Below are 19,981 nucleotides of genomic sequence, written 5' to 3'. Positions count from 1 at the left end.
TGTGTATTTATTTACTAATATTTTTTACTGTATCAATTATATATTCTTTTTGTTCATGTGTTAATTCTGGGAAAATAGGTATTGCAAATGTTCTATGTGAAAGATATTCAGCTGCGGGCATATCCCCTTCTTTATATCCTAGATCTTTATAAACCTTTTGCAAATGCATTGGCACTGGATAATAAACTCCTGTACTTATACCTTTTTCTTTAAGTTTATTTACCATTTCATCTCTATTTTCTGATTGAACCACATACATGTTATATACAGATTTTCCTTCATTTATTGTTACAGGCACTGTTATAGATGAATCTTTTAGTTTTTCATCATATAGCTTAGCATTTTCCCTTCTCTTTTCATTCCACATATCTATATGGGACATTTTACTCCTTAAAATTGCTGCTTGAATTGTATCTAATCTTGTATTAAATCCAATTAAATAATTATAATATTTTAATGGGTTATATACTGTATCATCATGTCCCTCTGAAGTTTTCACCTCTTCTGTTATATTGTTTAATAAATTGTAAGCTCTTTGACCATTTTCTCCACTTCCATGAGTTCTTAATGCTCTTGCAATAGTTGCTATATTGTCATCAGATGTTGTTATCATTCCACCATCTCCTGCACAACCAAGATTTTTAGTTGGGAAGAATGAGAAGCATCCAACATCTCCTATTGAACCAACTTTCTTTCCTTTGTATTCAGCTCCAAAAGCTTGTGCAGCATCTTCTATTACCTGCAAATTATATTTTCTAGCTATTGTCTTTATTTCATCCATTTTGGCAGGTTGTCCAAATATATGAACTGGCATAATGGCCTTTGTTTTTTCAGTGATTTTCTCTTCTATCTTAGATGGATTTATATTGTATGTATCCTTCTCTACATCCACAAAAACAGGTTTAGCACCTACAAACGAAATACTTTCTGCAGTAGCAAAGAAAGTAAAAGGTGTAGTTATAACTTCGTCACCTTTACCAATACCTAAAGCCATAAGTGCTACCACTAAAGCATCAGTTCCATTACCAACTGATATTGCATGCTTAACTCCCACATACTCTGCAAATTCCTTTTCAAATTCAATTACATCTTTTCCCATAATATAACTTGCAGAAGAAAGTACCTCTTTAACTTTTTTGTTTGCCTCTTTTTCAACAGATTTGTATTGAGCCTTTAAATCAACTAATGGAATATTCATTTTCCACACTCCTATCTATATTTCTTTTTACTTTGGTTCTGTTTTAATATAGTGTTGATATTGTTACACTTTTGTTCAATTCTTTAGCCCACTTAACAATATGTAGCAATATCAACACGGTTTTAAAACAGAGCCTTATTTTTTCGCCTTAAACATACAAGTCTTTGTAGTTATTGATATACTTTTATTTTCTTTAATATAATCTTCTAAATACTTTGTAAATTCTTTTTTCTTCTCTCCAACAAGTATTGAACTTCCCTGGATTGTTGAAGCTTTATAAGAAACTACTGGCTTTGCATCATCTACTATTATTTTTCCTTGCAAAATCTCTACATTAACCTCACTAAAATATTTTTCAAGCATTGACCTTCCATGTTCTAAATCAAATCTAGTTGAGAATCCATTATTATCTAGTCCAAGATTCGGAGCAAAGTTTTCTACTAATTCATTTAATTCAGCCATAGATTCACATGAGTTAGCACTTACATAAAACATGCCACCATGAGATAAGACTCTATTTATTTCAGATAAGGCCTTTTCTATATTAGGTACAAAATAAAGCATATGCTGTGCAATGACTACATCAAAGCTTTCATCTTCATATGGAATGTCTTCTGCATTTATTTCTTTATACTCAAAATTATGATCTACATCTTTAAGCTTATCTTTTGCTATCTTTAACATACTTTTAGAAAAATCTGATACGGTAATATTTAATCCTTTGTCTATGCTGTTCTTGTTTTTACTCCAAAGCTTTCCTGGTCCGCATCCTAGTTCTAATATCCTTGCACCCTTTGGAAAGTTCATTTGATTAAAGCACCATGTATCCCAATCAACCTTGTTAATATTATAGCTGTGAAGATTACTCCTTAAATTAAGATTTTTATCACTTTTATACTGCTCTTTTACGCTTTTTTCCATATTAGTTATCTTTATAATATCAATTAAATTGTTAGCATCTAAAAATCGATTTTTCTTCGCTGTATTCTGAGCTTTATTAAAAACATCTATAACTGCTTCTATATGTTTTTTCTTTTCCTCCAAAGCTTTCTTTTGAATAGCTATCATACTCTCTAAATTTTCTCCACTTTCATGTAGAGTATGACTTATTTCATTTAATGATAAGCCAATAAATTTTAGGGTTGTAATCTGTTGAAGCTTCAAAAAATCATCTTCACAATAAATTCTATATCCAGAATCAGTTTTCTCTGATGGCTCAAGAAGCCCGATTTTATCATAATGAAGTAATGTTTTTACAGTTACTCCTGATCTCTTTGCAAATTCACCAATCTTCAATAATACTCCCTCCCATTAAATCTATTGTAATCCCTTACCTTAGGGTAGAGTCAATATAAATTTTTATGGCTTTATATTACAATGTCAACATTCATTTAAAACACAGCCATTTTTATTAAAACATATTCAAAAAAATAATAGACCAGTATGCCTGTATATTTTTCGTCATACTGCGTCGGCAAATTCAGCTAATATCTTTCTATTAACCGAACTTACCTACTTGTCTGACACCAAATATACTAAGCATCTTTGGTCTATTATTTTCTTTCATGTGCCTAATGCTTTTGTCTTTATCACATGGCTATCATTAATTTTATAATAATTCTTTAACTACTCTTACTACTTCTTTTGCTATATATTCGGCATCTTCAAGTGATAATGTAGTATATACTGGAAGTGTAATTTCATTTTCATACTGAGCATAAGCATTTGGATAATCCTTAATATCATATCCAAGATTCTTATAAAGTGTTAGCATTGGAAGTGGTTTATAATGAACATTAGTTGCTATTCCAATTTTAGCTAATCTTTGAATAGCTTCATTTCTCTTTTCTTCATTAAAGCCTTTAATTCTATAAAGATATAAATGGTATGATGTTTCAGTTCCATTATCATCCTTAGTAAATGGGATTATAGAAAAATCTTCTTTAGATAATATATCAGTGTATGTTTTAAATATTTGTCTTCTCTTTTCTAACATACCTTCATATCTCTTAAGTTGAACTACTCCAATTGCTGCAGCTATATCTGTTAAATTACATTTAAGTCCATCATTTATAATGTCATATTCCCATGCACCAGCCTTAAGTTTACTTAAAGCATCCTTTGATTGACCATGCATAGCTGTAAATCTCATGTATTGTTGTAAATTTTCATATCCCTTAAAATTATTATCATTAAAAGTAACTGCTCCACCTTCACCTGTAGTTAAATTCTTAACTGCATGAAATGAGAATGAATGGAAGTTACATTGTGAGCCAACTGGTTCACCCTTGTATTTAGCACCAAAAGCATGTGCTGAATCACAAAGAATTATAATATCTTCTCTATTCTTATCTTTTAATACTTTCTTTAATGCATCATAATCAAAAGGTACACCTGCAATATCTACTGGCATAATAACTTTTGTTTTATCCGTAATTTTTTCAGCAACCTTATCTATATCCATTTCAAAAGTATCTTTTTTAACATCTACATATATAGGTTTAACTCCTCTATGCACTGCAACACTTGAAGTTGCAGTATAAGTGTAAGGAGTAGATATAATTTCATCGCCTTCTTTTATATCAAATACTTTAAGTACTAATTCCATTGCGGAAGTTGCACTATTTAATGCTAATGCCTTATTAACCTTACAGTAGTTTTCTATTCCTTCTTCAAACTTAGCAAGCTGTGGACCTGATGTAATCCATCCTGATCTTAAAACATTTGCTACTGCTTCAATTTCTTCCTCTGTTATATCTGGTGGTGAAAAAGGTATTTTTTTTATATTACTCATATAATTCATTCCTCTCTTAATCAAATACAAAACTTCTTAATTAATAGGAGCTATTTTCAAAACATAGTTTCCTATTAACCTTATTATAAACTCAACCCTTAGGGCAGAGTCAATATAAAAATTAAATATAATTCTATATTTAATAAAAGGCTCTGTTTTAGTATAGTGTTGATAGTGTTACATTTTTGTTCAGTTGGCATTAGAATTGGACTTTTAGAACTCTTAATGAATATTGTCACATTAGTTGCTTGTCCGAAGCTTGTCTTTGGAGCACGCTGGAATGGGACTATACTCATTTAGATGTTCTTAAGTGAGAATCAAAATTTTATATTTTGTTGCTCGAACTTACTCAGCGAATGAATATGAGTCGAGTTTCCTATATTAATTCTTTAGCCCACTGAACAATATGTAACACTATCAACACAGAGTTTTAAAACAGAGCGAAATCTTTAAGTCATTATTTTTTTAAATACCTTAGTTCACTTTTCTTACTAGAATCTAAAATCACGTTTACCTTCATTCAAGTTTTTTAAATTCTCTATTGCTATTTTTCTCACTTTTTCATTTGTAATCTTTGGAATTTCATTTTTTATTACTTCTTCACCCTTTTTCTTTGTATCTTCTGAAGCATAATCTTCTAAATATTCCTTTAATGTCATAAGTGCATTTGGTTGACAGCAGTTTACTATTTGTCCAGCTTTAACAAGACTCATAAATCTATCACCAGTTCTTCCTTCTCTATAACAAGCGGTACAGAAACTTGGAATATAACCCATTTCAAGTAACCAGTTTACAATTTCGTCTAAAGTTCTATTATCACTTACATCAAATTGTGATGAATTTTCTTCTTCTTTTTCTTTTTGAGCATAACCTCCAACACTTGTGCATGATGCTCCACTTACTTGAGAAATTCCAAGATGTAATACTCTTTCTCTTGATTTTTGAGATTCTCTTGTTGATACAATTAATCCTGTATATGGAACTGCAATTCTAAGTACTGCAACAATTTTCGCAAAAATTTCATCAGGAATTGCATTTGTAAAGTCTTCTGGATTTATATCATCTGCTGGACATATTCTTGGTACACTTATTGTATGAGGACCAACACCTTTAGCTGCTTCTAAATGCTCTGCATGCATTAATAAACCAACAAAGTCATAGCGGTACATATTTAATCCAAATAGTACTCCCATTCCAACATCATCAATTCCACCTTCCATAGCTCTGTCCATAGCTTCTGTATGATAATCATAGTCATGCTTTGGTCCAGTTGGGTGAAGTTCTTCATATATTTTCTTGTTATAAGTTTCTTGGAATAAAATATATGTTCCTATACCAGCATCTTTAAGTTTTGTATAATTTTCAACAGTTGTAGCTGCAATATTTACATTAACTCTACGTATTGCTCCATTTTTATGCTTTATACTGTAAATTGTTTTTATACTTTCTAGTACATATTCAATAGGAGAATTTATTGGATCTTCTCCAGTTTCTAATGCAAGTCTTTTATGTCCAAGATCTTGTAATGCTATTACTTCTCTTTTTATTTCCTCTTGTGTAAGTTTCTTTCTTGCTATATGCTTATTTCCATGATGATATGGACAATAAATACAGCCATTTACACAGTAATTAGAAAGATATAATGGTGCAAACATTACAATTCTGTTACCATAAAATCTTTGCTTAATTTCTTGTGCAAGTTTGTACATCTTTTCATTTTCATCTTCTAAGTCACATTCAAGTAATACTGCAGCTTCTTTGTGTGAAAGACCTTTGCAATCCTTAGCTTTTTCTAAAATTTCATTTATTAATTCTCTGTTATGTTTGTTTTCCTTCGCATATTCAAGTGTTGATAAAATTTCTGCATCATCAATAAACTCTGTTGCTACTTTTGATTTAATATTATACATTACATCTACTTCTTTCTATAATTCATTTTTGTTAATTACTCTGTTTTAAAACTGTGCTGATATTAAAACAAAGCCTTATATAGTGCAACTTGTTCTGATCTAATTTTGGCGTGTATATACTAATGAATTTTAGGCATATTTAAAAAATAATAAATTAGTATTGTTAGTCTATTATTTTTTAAAATGTGCCTTATATCCTATGCCTTAGTTTTTTACTTTCCTGTTTTAGAATACATTGTTTTTACGTTTATGCCTTCAATCATGCCGAGTTTACCAGATAATGAGCTTATAGTATCATTTGTTGCATCTATAACCACACTTATTATACACATACCTTTTTCACGATAAGGTAGTCCCATTCTTCCAATAATGTATTCTCCATATTCATGTAAAATACTATTAAGATTATCTGTTGCCTTAATATCTTCTACTATAATTCCAATCAATGCAATTCTTGTATCCATATTTATTATTCCTTTCAAAATCAAAATAAATCGCTTTGTTTTAAAGCAGTGTTGATTTTCTTATATAATAGCGAACTGGCATTGAAATTTGCTTTGTAGAACTCTTAATCAACACTCTGCTAAAACACATAGCCAAATAAATAATCCCTACACCATAAAAAGGCGCAGGGATAGTATATACATCTACCTTACAGGGCATATTCAAAAAATAACAATTCAGTATACTTGTTATTTTATTTCGTATGCCTAATACCGCCTTGTCATTTGGGACGAACCCTCATGTATTTCAGAACGATTGTGCTTTTATTAATCTTTTCTCTCAGGTTTTAGGCATATTTTAAAAAATAATAAGTAATTATACAATCTATTTCCTTTTATATGCTTTATCCTTAAAGTCAGACTATGTTTTTATTTTAACATAAATTTCATTTTCTATCAAAGAAAGCTTTTCTTATTTCTCATATTACAACTTCACTTAGACATATTCAAAAAAATAACAAATCGCTATGTCTTATTTATCTTTGACTCTGTTTTAACTACTATTTTTTTAAATTCATATACAAACATTTATGTAATATAAATTCTATTTCTTTTCTAAGTCTGTCTAATTCATCTAAACTTATATCCTCTAATTCTTTTTCAGTTTCCTTAAATTCCTCACTTAATTCATCAAATAAAGATATTATCTCCTCTTTATTAGTTTCCTTTAATTCATCTAAGTATTTTCTTATAGTTCTCTCCACATCATTAGCCCAATTATCGATAGCTTCTAAGGAGATTTCATTTATTTTCTTTTGCCAAGTTAATGAATCATATAAGAAAAATATTGAGTCTGTAAAGACACTTAAATATTCTGTAATCCCCTTTAGTGATGTGGCCTTTATTACTTTTAAAAGGTGTTTTAAGTTGTTATTTGTTTGTTTAGATGCTGTGTCTCCAAATATATTTCCTAGCTTTTCGCTTGTAACATTTTTGGTTCCAATGTATCCTCTTTTATGAGCTTTTCTAAACATCTCTCCTGTAGCTTGTTTTATAACATCTCCAACATGTTTTTGTACAACACCTTCCATGACTTCAGTGTAAGAAGGAATATTTATTTTAACTTTCTTCTCTAAATTAGCAATTGCTGTATTTAGCATATCTCCAATTGTCCTATCTAGACAAATAATTTCATCTTCAAGATAAGTCATTAGATTTTCAGTTTCTTCATTTGTAAGCTTTGGTACATAATAATGTTGCATTAGCGTAAAGGTTTCTTCTTTCATAGACCATTTACTCTCATCATATATATACTTTGTAATTTCATCTTTAATTGTTATATCAGATTTATCTATAAATTTTAATGATTTTAACTTTACTTTTGTAAAACCTATATCTAGTGTTTCTAAAATCTCCTTCTTCTTATCTAAGAATTCTCTAGTTATATTTAATCTTTCTTCTATATTTTCTTGTTTTGATTCATCATTTGCAATTTTAGAATTAACCTTTATCTTGCATTCTTCTAATATATAATCTTGATAATTCTTTAACGTTTCTAAAAGTTCTTCTTTCTTCTTATCATCATTTACTCTTTCATGAATATAATCCCAAAGTTTAGTTGTATTTGGCTTCTTTTCACTATTACTTTCTATGAAGAAGGTTTTTACATCTTTATGTATGCACTCATTAACGCTTTCTCTTATTTCACGTATTCTCTTATTGTCATCTTGCACATCTTGTGGACACATATTTATAGCTAAAATAACTTCTACATTTTCACCTTTTATTTCTCCAACATATTTTAAAAATTGATAGTCGTCATCACCAAGACCTACTCTGTAAGAAACAACATATACAATAAAATCACTTTCTGGTATGAATTCCTTTAATACCTCTTCATGATAGCTTATAAGAGAACCATATCCTGGAGTATCAAAAAGTCTCATGCCTGCATATTTGCTATCTTTACATGATCCAGTATATCTTAATCTATGTAGCCCCTCATCTGGCTTTACTGTAAGCTTATCAAAAGTATCCTTATCTAAATTTTTAAATGTTGCATCCTTGTTTATGCCAATTAAGGACTCCCCAGAATCATGAGATATTACAACTTCAGTAACAACTCCTGTAGTTGGCCTAACACTTTCAACTAATATCTTCTTATCAAAAATACTGTTTATTAAAGCACTTTTTCCAGAGCTTGTCTCCCCTAACATAACAACATAATGAGATGGATTCATTATCCTCTCTTTTACAAATAAATTTTTATTAGTAATACCATCATTGCCAAGAGCATTTACAACCATATCGATTCTATCTTGTCTATTTATACAGCTTTCAAAATTATTCATCTGCTTTTCTCCTTATTTCATGTAGGCACATCTTTAGACTGTTATTTTATCTCATGTGCCTTAAAATTTTTAAGTCCTCTTCAAATTCTAAAATATGCTCTTCACTATAAGTAGTTTCATATTGTTCTTCTATATTTTCTATATCTTCTTTAAAAGTTTTTTCTAAATTTCTTCTTAATTCTTTTATAGAATCATCCACATCTTGTTGCTTCGCTCTTAAATCATCAATAATCTCTTCCTTTAAGTAACTTTCTAGATCTTCAATCATTGGATCTAAATCTCTTGCAGTGTAATAACCTCTAGTTTCAAGTACTTTTTTACGCATAAAATCTCCTATTAGAGAAAATGCTAAACCTATTCCCATACCAACAAGGATTCCTAGTGGTCCTCCTAAAGTTCCTACTGCTCCTAAAGTACCCATTACTCCCCCTGATACTCCTAATAATGAAGGAAATGCTTTTTCATACTTAAATTCAGATTTTTTATGAAAAAATGATATATTTTCATACTTTCCATCAAACCCTTTTATTGTTATATCTTGAAGCTCTACATTGAGATTATTTATTAGTTCACTCATAATAGATAAAACTTCATCCATTATGTCATTTATTGCTTTATCAGATGTTTCTTTATATATTGAACTAAGTCTATCTCCATCTACTATTCCCTTATTAATAATCCTTCTAAGGTCTGTTCTTAGATTTTCAATATTTTCTTTTATTATTTTTAAAGAATGTTCAATAATATTATCCATACCATCATATGCATAAGTTCTAATTCTTCTAAAATTCTTCTTATTTTCTGAAAGTATTATTTTAATTGATTTGATTTTTTCTTCTTTTTCTAATTCATTTTCATTACTTTCATTTAAAGCTAAATTTTTATAACTCTCTATTTTATCATTAAGATTTTGTAGAGTTTCTTGAACCTTTATATTTAAAGTATCTCTTAAATCATTGTTATATTCTATTGAAATATTCTTTATCTCTTCTATAACTTTAACTATTCCACAGCTTCTATATAATGCATCATCTTTAGTGAATTTTCCCTTAACTGCTTCATAAACATTTACTATATTTACAGTAACATCTTTTTTATCATTATGTGCATGACTTATGCTACTTAATACTCCTTCATTATGCTCTTTTGCTTCATTTGCATCATCATAACTTTCATCATTCCACTTATTTTGAACAAAGATTGTATTTGATAATTTTGGCCATAAAGCATTTATAAAATTCTTTTCTGTCCTTGTAATTGGAGGGTTTGTCCTAATCATAAAAATTGCGCATACTAACTTGTTCACATAATCTAATGCAGTTTTTTGATTTTCTGGTGTTAAACTTCCAACACCAGGTAAGTCTACAAGCACAATGTTATTCTTCAATATATCACTTTTGTTATATAAGACTATTTTAGATACGTGAAGCTTATTTGCTCTGTTATAGTCATTGTGTACATATTTCTCTAAGTTTTCTATCTTTATGATTTCTTTACTTTCATCCAAATAATATATTATAGCCTCATTAGTATTCTCACCATATCTTATTTCAACAGGCACGCAAGTTGTTTCATCAACATCAGTGGGTAGTATATTATCTTCCATTAAAATGGAATTAAGAAAACTACTTTTACCTGCTCCTTGAATACCTAATATAGGTACAATTATTTCTCCTTTATCTAAATTTTCAGTAAAGTGTTTAAAGTACTCTTTATAATTTCCCCCTTGACCCTCATTATCAAGATATTTTTCTAACAATCTATTAAATTTAGGGTCTTGTATTAAATCCATGTATGTCATTATTTCTTATCTCCTCTTCCCAAAAATCCTAGCAAAGAATGACTTATTTCCCCATTCTACTTCTTCTTGTACTCTATTTATTTTAGTATTAATTTTACTTTCTAAATCATCTATTAATCCTCTTAATATATATTGCTCATCCATTTTATCATTTATATCATTAATTTTCCCTAAAATTACTTCCTTATTATTAGTTAAATTACTTTCCATGGATTTTTCTAATAACTCTACCTTTTTCTCAACTTCATTAGTATTAATATTATCTATTTTATTTAAAAGAACTTCTTTATTATTAGCTGCATCTTTTACTATTTTTAATCCTAAAATAGCTAACTTTTCTTCCAATGACTCAATATTTATATTATCTATTTTATTTAAAATCTCTTTTTTATTACTATTAGAGTTTTCATCTATATTCTTTTCTAGCAATTCTATGTTCTCTTGTATTTTACTTGTATCTATTGCTCTAACTTCTTTAATAATTTCCTCACTTGAAACTTCTATCTTATTTTCTAAATGCTTGTCTGTACTTTCAATAGTTTCTTTAATTTCTTGAGAATTGATTATTAATTTATCTAAATTATCATTTAATCCTTTGTTTTGTTCACCTATGATCTTATTAATTGATGCTTCTATAGTACTTTCTATAGATTTTGTTATTTTTAATATATTATTATTTAAATCCTCAATCTTCTCTTGAAAATCTTCATTATCTTCCATAAAATTTTCTTTTATATCATTAATTTTCTTTTCAAGAGGTTTCAATTTTTCTATAATATCTACTGTCATATTTTTAGATACCTTAGAAAGTGAATCTACCATCTCATCTTGCAGTTCACCCATCATATTTTTTGTTACTTCATCACATTGAATTGAAATTGATTTATTCTCCATCGTTATCCTCCATAATTTATGCTATATCTACTAACTCTAACATTCCATCTCCTGGTTTTTTAAAACAAAGCCTTAATGTGCCTTATTTAAGAAGTAGCTCAAAATCTCTTCTATAGTTTCTTTTTGCTCTGCACCTCTTGATAATAAATTTTCAAATAATCTTTCTTTTACATCTTTATATTCACTTATTATAAATTCATCATTTTCTTGTCCCTCTATTAATGCCATATTGTATATAGGGTTTTTAGAATTAATTAATACATATCCCTGCTTGGCATTATTAAATTTTTTTATAATCTTTTGCTCTAAACTACTAACCCCTAATAAAAGTTCCTTTATGTTATTTGCGTTTATAAATTCTTTAGATGAGTCCACTACCAGATTTAACATTACATTGTTAGTTATAAAATAATTTAAACTCATGCTTTCTAGTATTTGCTTTTCTGAATTTCCTATTTGAATTCCATTGAATATAACAAACATATTATATGGCTTTTCCTTTATTCTCTTTAAAGCTGTATAAAAGTCAAGTTTGTTTTCACATAGATCATAAATAATTGTTACATTATTAACTACATATATTCCTTGTTTTTTTATTACTTCACATTCATTTTTCCCTAAATAAATTCCACAAACTCTTGAAACAAATGTTATACAATACTCAATATCCCATGTCCAAAAAATATGTTCAGTTTCTTTTTTTATTTTCTTTATGCTCTTTTCTTTTATATACTTTCCTACTAATAAATAATTTCTCTCTAAAATCTCATTACTTAGCTTATAAACATTGTATTGTACATTTGAAATAGAACAGTTAGAAACTTTAATAGTTTCCTTTTTATCATCATTAAGTGTTACTGCCACTTCATTTTGCTTCTTAGGTCTTAGCTTTCTAATTTTACTCTTTATGGATTTTAAATTCTTAATTACTTCTTCTATATCATAAGTCTCAATGTTTTGTTTCTTCTTTTTTTCATATTCCTCTGCTCTTTTAGTTACTTCATCATAAAAAATATTTAAGGACTTATTATATTGTGTACTCCAATCCCATAATATGTTTATATATTTCCCTATATTTGGGTTACATACATTTGTGACCATAGCTATGGTAGCATCTTTATCGACTACTTGTTCATCATATTCTTCCTGTTTATATCCCCACTCTTCATGGAATATATGTGATAAAAATCTCTTACCTTTATTTAAAACTCCATCTTTTTCAACTAATCTTTTTCTTTCCTCATATTTATGCTTAACATCTATGTTTTTGCTTTCCATACTAGGTAATAGGTAATTAAATCTTATATCTAAATTAAGCTTTCTATATACATCATTCTTCTTATCTTCGCATTCTTTAACTATACTTAAAATTTCATTCTCCATTTTAAGATTTTTATTGTTAATTTTCTCTATTATGCTTAAGTAGCTTTCAACTTCCTCTGAAGATGAACTCTTAATATCATTTATTGTATCTGTTATGCTCTTATTAATAGCCTTAATTTCTGATGATATTTTATCTTTTGAAATTTCAAAATCATATACAAGATCATCAATATCACCATTGCTAACATTCATTAGAGAATTTATATATTCCAAATTTTTCTCGTCTAAAATCTCTTTATCAGTGGTAATTATATTATCAATTCTTTCCCTAAGACTAATTTCACTTTGCTCATTAATCTTAGGCATTACTTTCTTAACACACATTTCTATAGTTTTAATAAAACATTCAATGTTGGACTTGTTATATAACTTTTTATTTTTTCCTGTAACTCCCTTTAAGGCATTAAGTGCAGATATTTGAATTACTTCAAATCCTTCTTTGTTATTAGTTCCACTCTTTAAAAGATTTTCTGCCCTCTTCTTATGCTTCTTTAAAATAGTGTCTTTATCCTCTTCAATTATTCCATTTTTCCCAAGCTTCTCTTCAACTGAATCTATCATGTTTTGTACTAAAACTATTTGTTTATCTTTCTCATTTACAGTTCTAATTTTTTCAACATTAATTTCATCACTATTTGCTTTAACTGTTGTCAAAAATATGCAAATATCTATTGTCGGAAGCAATATTTCTAAAGTTAATTTTTCGTGCATTTCCAAATCACAAGCATCCAAGCCTGGACTATCTATTATATGTATATTGTCACCTAATAAAAATGAAGGAGCCTTTATATCAATTTGAGTAACCTTAAATTGATTATTAGGATTTCTACTCTCATCTGCATATTCTCCTATAATTTTATCATTTAGCTTATCTCCTGTTAATATTTCGGGTTTTTTATCTCTAAAATATATTATAGCTTGTCTATTTTCTCCTTTAGAGCAGGTAATTATGATACTAGAACTTGGTTTTATAGCAACTGGTAAAATTTTTTCACCTAAAAGTGCATTTACTAAGGTTGATTTTCCACTACTGGTTATTCCCATAATGGCAATCCTTATTATATTGCTAGCAATCTGTTCTCCCCTGTTTTCAAACCATTCTACATCATTATCATATCGTTTTTTTCTATAATCATTCTTTTCTAAAACTTCTTTTATTTCATTAATTACATTTAATATATAATTGTTTTTTTCCATAATAATCTCCATTAATAATATTAATTTATGTTATATTTTTATTATTACTTATTTATTGTTATATTACCACAATTGCTTACATTTATCTAAATAAATACACTGTTAAATTGAGTTAAATTATATAAAAATTATTAATAATGAAAAATACATATAAAAAAGATATTATTTATTTTAGATGTATGTTGGTTTTTTAAAAACCAACATACATCCTATAAAATAATATCTCATTTTTAATAAGGCATATTAAAATAAATAACAAGTAAGTCAGCTAGTCTATTTTGCGTCATAAGGAAGCTCGACTCGTATACACTCGCTGAGTAAGTGATTCACACAAAATATACGTCGCATCTTTAACTTGTTATTTTCTTTAATATGCCTAAGATAATTTTAAATTATAATGTACTAATAAAAAAACATACGAATTTTTTCATTAATATTCAATTTTTACTAGTTCACCAGTCTCAAATGATTTTTTGCAAGCATATCCCAATATAGTAGATTTAATACCATCTTCAACAGTTACATTAGGTTTTCTATTTTCAATTATGCATTTTACAAACTCTTCAACTTCTGATAAATAAGCTTGTTCAAATCTTTCTAAGAACCCGCTAGAACATTCTATTTTTGCTCCATCTGGAGTAAAAACGGTCACTAAATTTTTTTCAGGAATTGTTCCTATTCTTAAAGTCCCTTTAGTTCCTATAATTTCTGTTTCAATATGATATCCATGTGCACAGTTTCTACTTGCAGCAAACACACCCATTGTTCCATTTTCAAATTGTGCTAAAGCTACTCCAGTTTCAGCATCATCTATTTCAGAGATTTCAGGATAACCATATGAACCCCCTATAGCCCATACTTTTGTAGCTTCAGAACTCAAATACCATCTTGCTAAGTCAAGATCATGTATTGACATATCTAAAAATAATCCACCACTATTGGCATTTTTAGCAAATTTCAAAAATCCTTGAATTGCTTGTGCTGGATCAAATCCATAACATCTAATCATTACAGGTTTTCCAATTTCACCTTTTTCTATTTTTTCTTTAGCATAAGCGTAAGATTTATCATATCTTCTCATAAATCCAACCATAAATATTTTATCATTATATTTATTTACAACTTCTGAAACTTTTTTCACTTCATTTACTGTAATACCTAATGGTTTTTCAGTAAATACATGAAATCCAGCTGCTAGAGCCTTTTCAATTTGTTCACAATGAAATTCTGAAGGTGATGAAATAAATATCGCATCTAACTCTAAATTTTTTAACATCTCATCAAAATTAGTATATCCATATTTTATTTGCCACTTTTCTTGTACTTCATCAACTTCTTCTTTAACTACACTACATACAGCTAATAACTCTGCATTTGGTATTCTAAATGCTAAATTTTCTGCATGTTTTTCCCCTAATCTTCCCAATCCTACAATTCCAAATTTTATCTTCTTCATTTTTAATTACCTCTCTTTAAATATCTCGTGTACAAGATACTAAGCCCCTTGTCATGGCTTATTTTTTTTATTTTTAATAATAATTACTATCTAAAATAATTAGTTCGTTAACGATAACGTAAACTACTAAAAAAATAATATAGCGAATTCGTTATCGTTAACGTAAGTATTTATAAAAAAATGCATTAGAAAATTACTAATACATACATCTTAAATAACTTATCTTAATCAACATTCATTACCACAAATATTTAATTAAATTTTCAATATACTGAATTTGTTGTGTACGTTAACATATGCTACAATATTATTGTATTCTATGCATTAATGTTTTGCAATGATTTTCTAAATTTAATTTTTTAAGCTTTACAAGAAAGTTTGGTGATACTCTATGATAAAAAAAGTGACAATAAAAAATTTAGCTGAAGCTGCAAATGTATCAATTGGTACTGTTGACCGTGCATTAAATGATCGTATTGGTATTAGTAAAAAAACTAAAGCTAAAATTTTAGATAAAGCAAAAGAATTGGGTTATGAAGTAAATAGAGTTGCTCAATCTTTATCCAGAAGACCGCTAAGAATTGGATGTATTTTACCTGGTAATTCTAATTATTTTTACCCACAGGTCGAGGCAGGTATCATTGAAGCGAAAAATTTTCTAATTGATTATAATGTTTCAATCTCTTGTAAAAAAACAGAAAATTTAAATTTTCAACAAGAGATACAATATATTAATGAATTTATTGAAGAAGGTATAGATGGTTTAGCAATCTGTCCTGGACATCGTACAAAAATGAATTCTGTTATAAATAAAGTTGTTGACAGTGGTATTCCTGTTGTTACATTTTCCTCTGATGCTCCTGAAAGTAAACGTACAACTTGTGTTGGTACAGATTCTTTTAATAATGGACAAATAGTTGGTGATTTAATGACTAACTTTATCGATCATAAAGGTAAGATTGCTATTATAACAGGATGCTCATCAATGACAGACCAGCAAGAAAAGGTTAAAGGATTTATGGAAGTAATTAATTCTTATCCTAATTCAATTGAATTAATAGGTGTTTATGAAACTCTAGAAGACCCTAAAATCATTTATGATAAAGTAAAAAAAATAGTTGAAAATACCCCTAATTTAAAAGGTATTTTTTTTACTGCTGCTAATAGCATTTACGGATGTAAGGCCTTAATTGATTTAGGAATGCAATATAAAGTTAAGGTTATCACACCTGATCTTTGTGCAGAACAAATTCCTTATATAGAAAATGGAATAATTAGAGCAATTATACATCAACACCCTTATTCCCAAGGGTACAAAGCCATTAAAATTTTATACGATATTTTAACTACAAATAAATCATATGGTCCTAACGATTATATAAAACCTGATATCATATTAAAGCATAATTTGAAATATTTTATAAAATAATATCACATATTTAGTACAAATATATATGTTTAAAGCTAAATTTAATAAACTGTACACCTATTAAATATAGGTGTATGACATAGAATAAACATCTTTTTAAAGCATTATCTACCTTTAATTTTCTCTATAACTCATATCTTTATTCATTTCAATAGTAGACTTAACAGCTATTTTGACATAAAGCTAGTTGCGTAACAATATAAAAGATGCTATTCTAAATAAATGTAAAAAATAATCTATTTTTTTGTAGAAAGGGATATTTATGACAAAAGATATGACAACTGGAAGTCCAGCAAAATTAATTCTATATTTTTCTATACCTCTACTTATTGGAAATATATTTCAGCAATTTTATAGTATGGTTGATACAATAATCGTTGGTAGATTCATTGGTATACAAGCCCTTGCTGCCGTTGGTTCAACTGGTTCAATGTCATTTTTAATTATCGGATTTATCGCTGGTTTAACTAGTGGTTTTTCTATTATGGTTGCTCAACGTTTTGGAGCAAATGATGAAGATGGACTACGCCACTCTGTGGCAACTTCGATTATTTTATGTATAGTTATGACCGTAATCATTACGGTATTTAGTGTATTAACAGCAAGACCATTGCTTAATTTAATGAACACGCCTTCTGATATTATAGATGGTGCTTCTTCTTATATTACTGTAATTTATGCAGGAACTGCAGCTACTGTTTTCTACAATATGATTTCAGGCATATTGCGTGCTCTTGGAGATAGTAAAACTCCTTTATATTTTCTAATTATTTCATCAATTTTAAATGTAATTTTGGATTTAGTTTTCATTATTAACTTATCCATGGGAGTTGCTGGTGCTGCCTATGCTACTGTAATCTCACAAGCAGTTTCTGGTATTTTATGCTTAATTTATACCTCAAAAAAATATGATATTCTAAAACTTCAAAAAAAAGATTGGAAGTTTGAAAAAAGGTTTGCTCTTAAGCATTTAAATCTTGGTATACCAATGGCACTTCAATTCTCAATTACAGCAGTTGGTGTTATGGTATTACAAAGTGCACTGAACGCTTTTGGCTCAACAATTATTGCAGCATATACAGCTGCCTCCAAGGTTGAACAACTTGTAATGCAGCCTGCAATTACCTTTGGTGTTACTATGGCTACTTATTCTGGACAAAACCTTGGTGCTGGGAAGATTGAACGTATAAAAGAAGGAGTAAAGAAATGTTCCTATATTTCCTTAATAATAAGTATTGCATCTGGAGTAATTGTTGTTTGCTTTGGTGGAACATTTACTAAATTATTTATAAGTGGAGCACAGCCAGAAGTTATAGCATCTGCACAGCACTATCTTAATATAGTATCAATATTTTTCACAATTCTTGGACTATTGTTTATATATAGAAATACACTTCAAGGAATTGGTGAAGCATTTGTCCCTATGATGGCAGGGGTAGCTGAGCTTGTTGTTAGAGTAATTGTTGCATTTACCTTACCAACATTTATAGGCTATACTGGTATTTGTCTAGCAAGTCCAATTGCTTGGATTGCAGCTACCATTCCACTAGCAATTAAATATTTTAAAACAATTAATAAAATGTTACCTAATAGAGAAACAGCTAACATTGCTAGTTAGGCATATTTATTTTAGCAGAGTGTTGATATTGTTATAACCTTTGTAATTTATTACATATTAGAATATACTTTAATAAATGTTTGAATTGACTTTATCCATCTTAAAAAAGTAATTAGCTAGTATTAATACTATTAAGGCATATGAAAGAAAATAAAAAGTAGGTGAATATATGAATTATATAATATATGATTTAGAATTTAATCAAAAGCATCCAAATATTATAGAGGTTGAGGGAAATAATGACTCTAATTTACGCTTTGAAATTATTCAAATTGGAGCATTAAAACTTAATGAAAGCTTTGAAACAATTTCTACCTTTAATTCTCTAATTAAACCCACTGTACATACCACTATTCATCCTTATGTAGAAAATTTAACTAAAATAAATGATGATAAAATCAGTTTATGTAAAAGCTTTCCTGACGTTTATGACGATTTTATAAGGTTCATTGGCGATGATGAAACAGTATTATGTGTTTGGGGCATAGTAGATGTTAAAGAGCTTATGAGAAATATAAAGTTTCATAATTTATCTACTTTATCAATTTCTAAATACTATATTGATATTCAAAAGTATGCTTCAAAATATTTTAAAGTTCCAAAAGGATGTAGAATTGGTTTAAAAAATGCAATTGAATTTTTGAATATATCAACTGAGGGTGAATTTCATGATGCTTTTAATGATGCTTATTATACTACAGAAGTTTTTAAAAGTATTCATAATGATCATATGAAACCTGAAATCTACTCCCCTAGTCCTTCCAGAAGAGTGGAACAACCTAAAGAAAAAATTGATATAGTTGCTTTAATAAATCAATTTGAAAGAATGTATGGTCGAGAAATGTCACTAGAAGAGCAGTCCCTAATAAAGCTTGCATATATTATGGGAAAAACTAAACAATTTATTCTTTAGCACTCCAAACAATATGTAACAATATCAACACGGTTTTAAAATAGAGCCAAAAATAAAAAGGTACTTTCTTGTTTTAACATAACAGTTACAACAAGAAAGTACCTTTTAAAATAATGTGTTTATTATCAAGTTTTTAATTTAAATTCATAATTACATTTCTTACATGTAGCTATAATATATCCTTTTCCTCTAGGTAATCTAAGCTTTTGGCGACACTTAGGACACTTCACAATTTTATATTGATTTTTATATTGATTTTTAGATTTTCTATAATTTTTGAAAGTATTCATTAAGTTTCTAAAGGCTTTCGCATAACTTTCTAAACTAGTCCTATGATAATCAGGAAGTTTTTTACCAAACCTACCTAGCATCTTATTCGCAATGGACGTAAATTTTTTTGACTCCTTTGTTCTTTTATAAACATTTTTAGAAAAAGCTCTATATATAACAATTATTATTAAAAAAGCACCCAAAATCCTAGTATAACGTCCAATGTTAAGAAACATACTTATAAATATCAAAAAAATAGATAGTAAATCAAATCCATAAGTTCCATATAAAAATTTCATAGCATTTCCTCCTTTGTATCAACAT

At 28.3% G+C, this 19,981-nt stretch carries 14 protein-coding genes; 3 read left to right on the top strand and 11 right to left on the bottom strand.

Features of this window, described 5'->3' with window-relative positions:
* Positions 1–7: 7 nt before the first annotated feature.
* The 10 genes from BM027_RS13575 to iolG all read right to left on the bottom strand — a co-directional run bounded on the left by BM027_RS13575 (position 8) and on the right by iolG (position 15,427).
* Entirely contained in the window at positions 8–1,198 is a 1,191-nt protein-coding gene (locus BM027_RS13575) for a DegT/DnrJ/EryC1/StrS family aminotransferase (protein WP_090092918.1), read from the bottom strand.
* 135 nt (positions 1,199–1,333) lie between these two features.
* Positions 1,334–2,494 carry a MerR family transcriptional regulator gene (locus BM027_RS13570; RefSeq protein ID WP_090092915.1) on the bottom strand — a complete coding sequence of 387 codons (1,161 nt, stop codon included), beginning with the start codon at positions 2,492–2,494 and terminating at the stop codon, positions 1,334–1,336.
* Between the two features lie 313 nt (positions 2,495–2,807).
* Positions 2,808–3,992 (bottom strand): DegT/DnrJ/EryC1/StrS family aminotransferase, encoded by a 1,185-nt coding sequence (locus BM027_RS13565; protein WP_175559992.1) that lies wholly within the window; start codon positions 3,990–3,992, stop codon positions 2,808–2,810.
* 491 nt (positions 3,993–4,483) lie between these two features.
* A complete protein-coding gene (hydG, locus tag BM027_RS13560) occupies positions 4,484–5,902 on the bottom strand; it encodes a [FeFe] hydrogenase H-cluster radical SAM maturase HydG (RefSeq protein ID WP_090092912.1) in 1,419 nt (472 codons plus the stop codon).
* A gap of 212 nt (positions 5,903–6,114) precedes the next feature.
* Positions 6,115–6,366, bottom strand: coding sequence for a TM1266 family iron-only hydrogenase system putative regulator (locus BM027_RS13555; protein ID WP_090092910.1), 252 nt, complete (start codon positions 6,364–6,366; stop codon positions 6,115–6,117).
* Between the two features lie 539 nt (positions 6,367–6,905).
* A complete protein-coding gene (locus tag BM027_RS13550) occupies positions 6,906–8,696 on the bottom strand; it encodes a dynamin family protein (protein ID WP_090092907.1) in 1,791 nt (596 codons plus the stop codon).
* 46 nt (positions 8,697–8,742) lie between these two features.
* Positions 8,743–10,497: a dynamin family protein gene (locus tag BM027_RS13545; protein ID WP_090092905.1), complete on the bottom strand. Its 1,755-nt coding sequence runs from the start codon at positions 10,495–10,497 to the stop codon at positions 8,743–8,745.
* A gap of 6 nt (positions 10,498–10,503) precedes the next feature.
* The gene (locus tag BM027_RS13540) at positions 10,504–11,391 is read right to left on the bottom strand and encodes a hypothetical protein (RefSeq protein WP_090092902.1); all 888 of its coding nucleotides are present in this window, start codon (positions 11,389–11,391) and stop codon (positions 10,504–10,506) included.
* A gap of 72 nt (positions 11,392–11,463) precedes the next feature.
* Positions 11,464–13,971: a dynamin family protein gene (locus tag BM027_RS13535; RefSeq protein ID WP_090092899.1), complete on the bottom strand. Its 2,508-nt coding sequence runs from the start codon at positions 13,969–13,971 to the stop codon at positions 11,464–11,466.
* Positions 13,972–14,401: 430 nt separating this feature from the next.
* Complete coding sequence (iolG, locus tag BM027_RS13530) at positions 14,402–15,427, bottom strand: inositol 2-dehydrogenase (protein ID WP_090092896.1); 1,026 nt, start codon at positions 15,425–15,427, stop codon at positions 14,402–14,404.
* A 391-nt stretch (positions 15,428–15,818) separates the two neighbouring features.
* On the opposite strand from iolG, the gene BM027_RS13525 reads away from it, so the two are divergent.
* The 3 genes from BM027_RS13525 (at position 15,819) to BM027_RS13515 (ending at position 19,387) form a co-directional block, all read left to right on the top strand.
* Positions 15,819–16,856 carry a LacI family DNA-binding transcriptional regulator gene (locus BM027_RS13525; RefSeq protein WP_090092893.1) on the top strand — a complete coding sequence of 346 codons (1,038 nt, stop codon included), beginning with the start codon at positions 15,819–15,821 and terminating at the stop codon, positions 16,854–16,856.
* 262 nt (positions 16,857–17,118) lie between these two features.
* Positions 17,119–18,474: an MATE family efflux transporter gene (locus tag BM027_RS13520; RefSeq protein ID WP_090092890.1), complete on the top strand. Its 1,356-nt coding sequence runs from the start codon at positions 17,119–17,121 to the stop codon at positions 18,472–18,474.
* 169 nt (positions 18,475–18,643) lie between these two features.
* The gene (locus tag BM027_RS13515) at positions 18,644–19,387 is read left to right on the top strand and encodes a 3'-5' exonuclease (RefSeq protein WP_090092884.1); all 744 of its coding nucleotides are present in this window, start codon (positions 18,644–18,646) and stop codon (positions 19,385–19,387) included.
* A gap of 125 nt (positions 19,388–19,512) precedes the next feature.
* Here the strand turns inward: BM027_RS13515 and BM027_RS13510 are convergent, their stop codons facing one another.
* Entirely contained in the window at positions 19,513–19,956 is a 444-nt protein-coding gene (locus tag BM027_RS13510) for a hypothetical protein (protein WP_090092881.1), read from the bottom strand.
* Positions 19,957–19,981 lie beyond the last annotated feature (25 nt).

It is taken from the genome of Clostridium uliginosum (assembly GCF_900112485.1).
Taxonomy (GTDB): Bacteria; Bacillota; Clostridia; order Clostridiales; family Clostridiaceae; genus Clostridium; species Clostridium uliginosum.
Note: the sequence above shows the minus strand (reverse complement) of the source record. Positions and strands in the feature narration are given on the sequence as shown.

Bases quoted from the DNA above. Each gene is read 5' to 3' on its own strand.
- BM027_RS13565 (WP_175559992.1), bottom strand. From the start codon at position 3,992: ATGAGTAATATAAAAAAAATACCTTTTTCACCACCAGATATAACAGAG.
- BM027_RS13545 (WP_090092905.1), bottom strand. From the start codon at position 10,497: ATGACATACATGGATTTAATACAAGACCCTAAATTTAATAGATTGTTA.
- BM027_RS13540 (WP_090092902.1), bottom strand. From the start codon at position 11,391: ATGGAGAATAAATCAATTTCAATTCAATGTGATGAAGTAACAAAAAAT.
- BM027_RS13555 (WP_090092910.1), bottom strand. From the start codon at position 6,366: ATGGATACAAGAATTGCATTGATTGGAATTATAGTAGAAGATATTAAG.
- BM027_RS13535 (WP_090092899.1), bottom strand. From the start codon at position 13,971: ATGGAAAAAAACAATTATATATTAAATGTAATTAATGAAATAAAAGAA.
- BM027_RS13510 (WP_090092881.1), bottom strand. From the start codon at position 19,956: ATGAAATTTTTATATGGAACTTATGGATTTGATTTACTATCTATTTTT.
- BM027_RS13525 (WP_090092893.1), top strand. From the start codon at position 15,819: ATGATAAAAAAAGTGACAATAAAAAATTTAGCTGAAGCTGCAAATGTA.
- BM027_RS13515 (WP_090092884.1), top strand. From the start codon at position 18,644: ATGAATTATATAATATATGATTTAGAATTTAATCAAAAGCATCCAAAT.
- BM027_RS13520 (WP_090092890.1), top strand. From the start codon at position 17,119: ATGACAAAAGATATGACAACTGGAAGTCCAGCAAAATTAATTCTATAT.
- BM027_RS13575 (WP_090092918.1), bottom strand. From the start codon at position 1,198: ATGAATATTCCATTAGTTGATTTAAAGGCTCAATACAAATCTGTTGAA.
- hydG (WP_090092912.1), bottom strand. From the start codon at position 5,902: ATGTATAATATTAAATCAAAAGTAGCAACAGAGTTTATTGATGATGCA.
- BM027_RS13550 (WP_090092907.1), bottom strand. From the start codon at position 8,696: ATGAATAATTTTGAAAGCTGTATAAATAGACAAGATAGAATCGATATG.
- iolG (WP_090092896.1), bottom strand. From the start codon at position 15,427: ATGAAGAAGATAAAATTTGGAATTGTAGGATTGGGAAGATTAGGGGAA.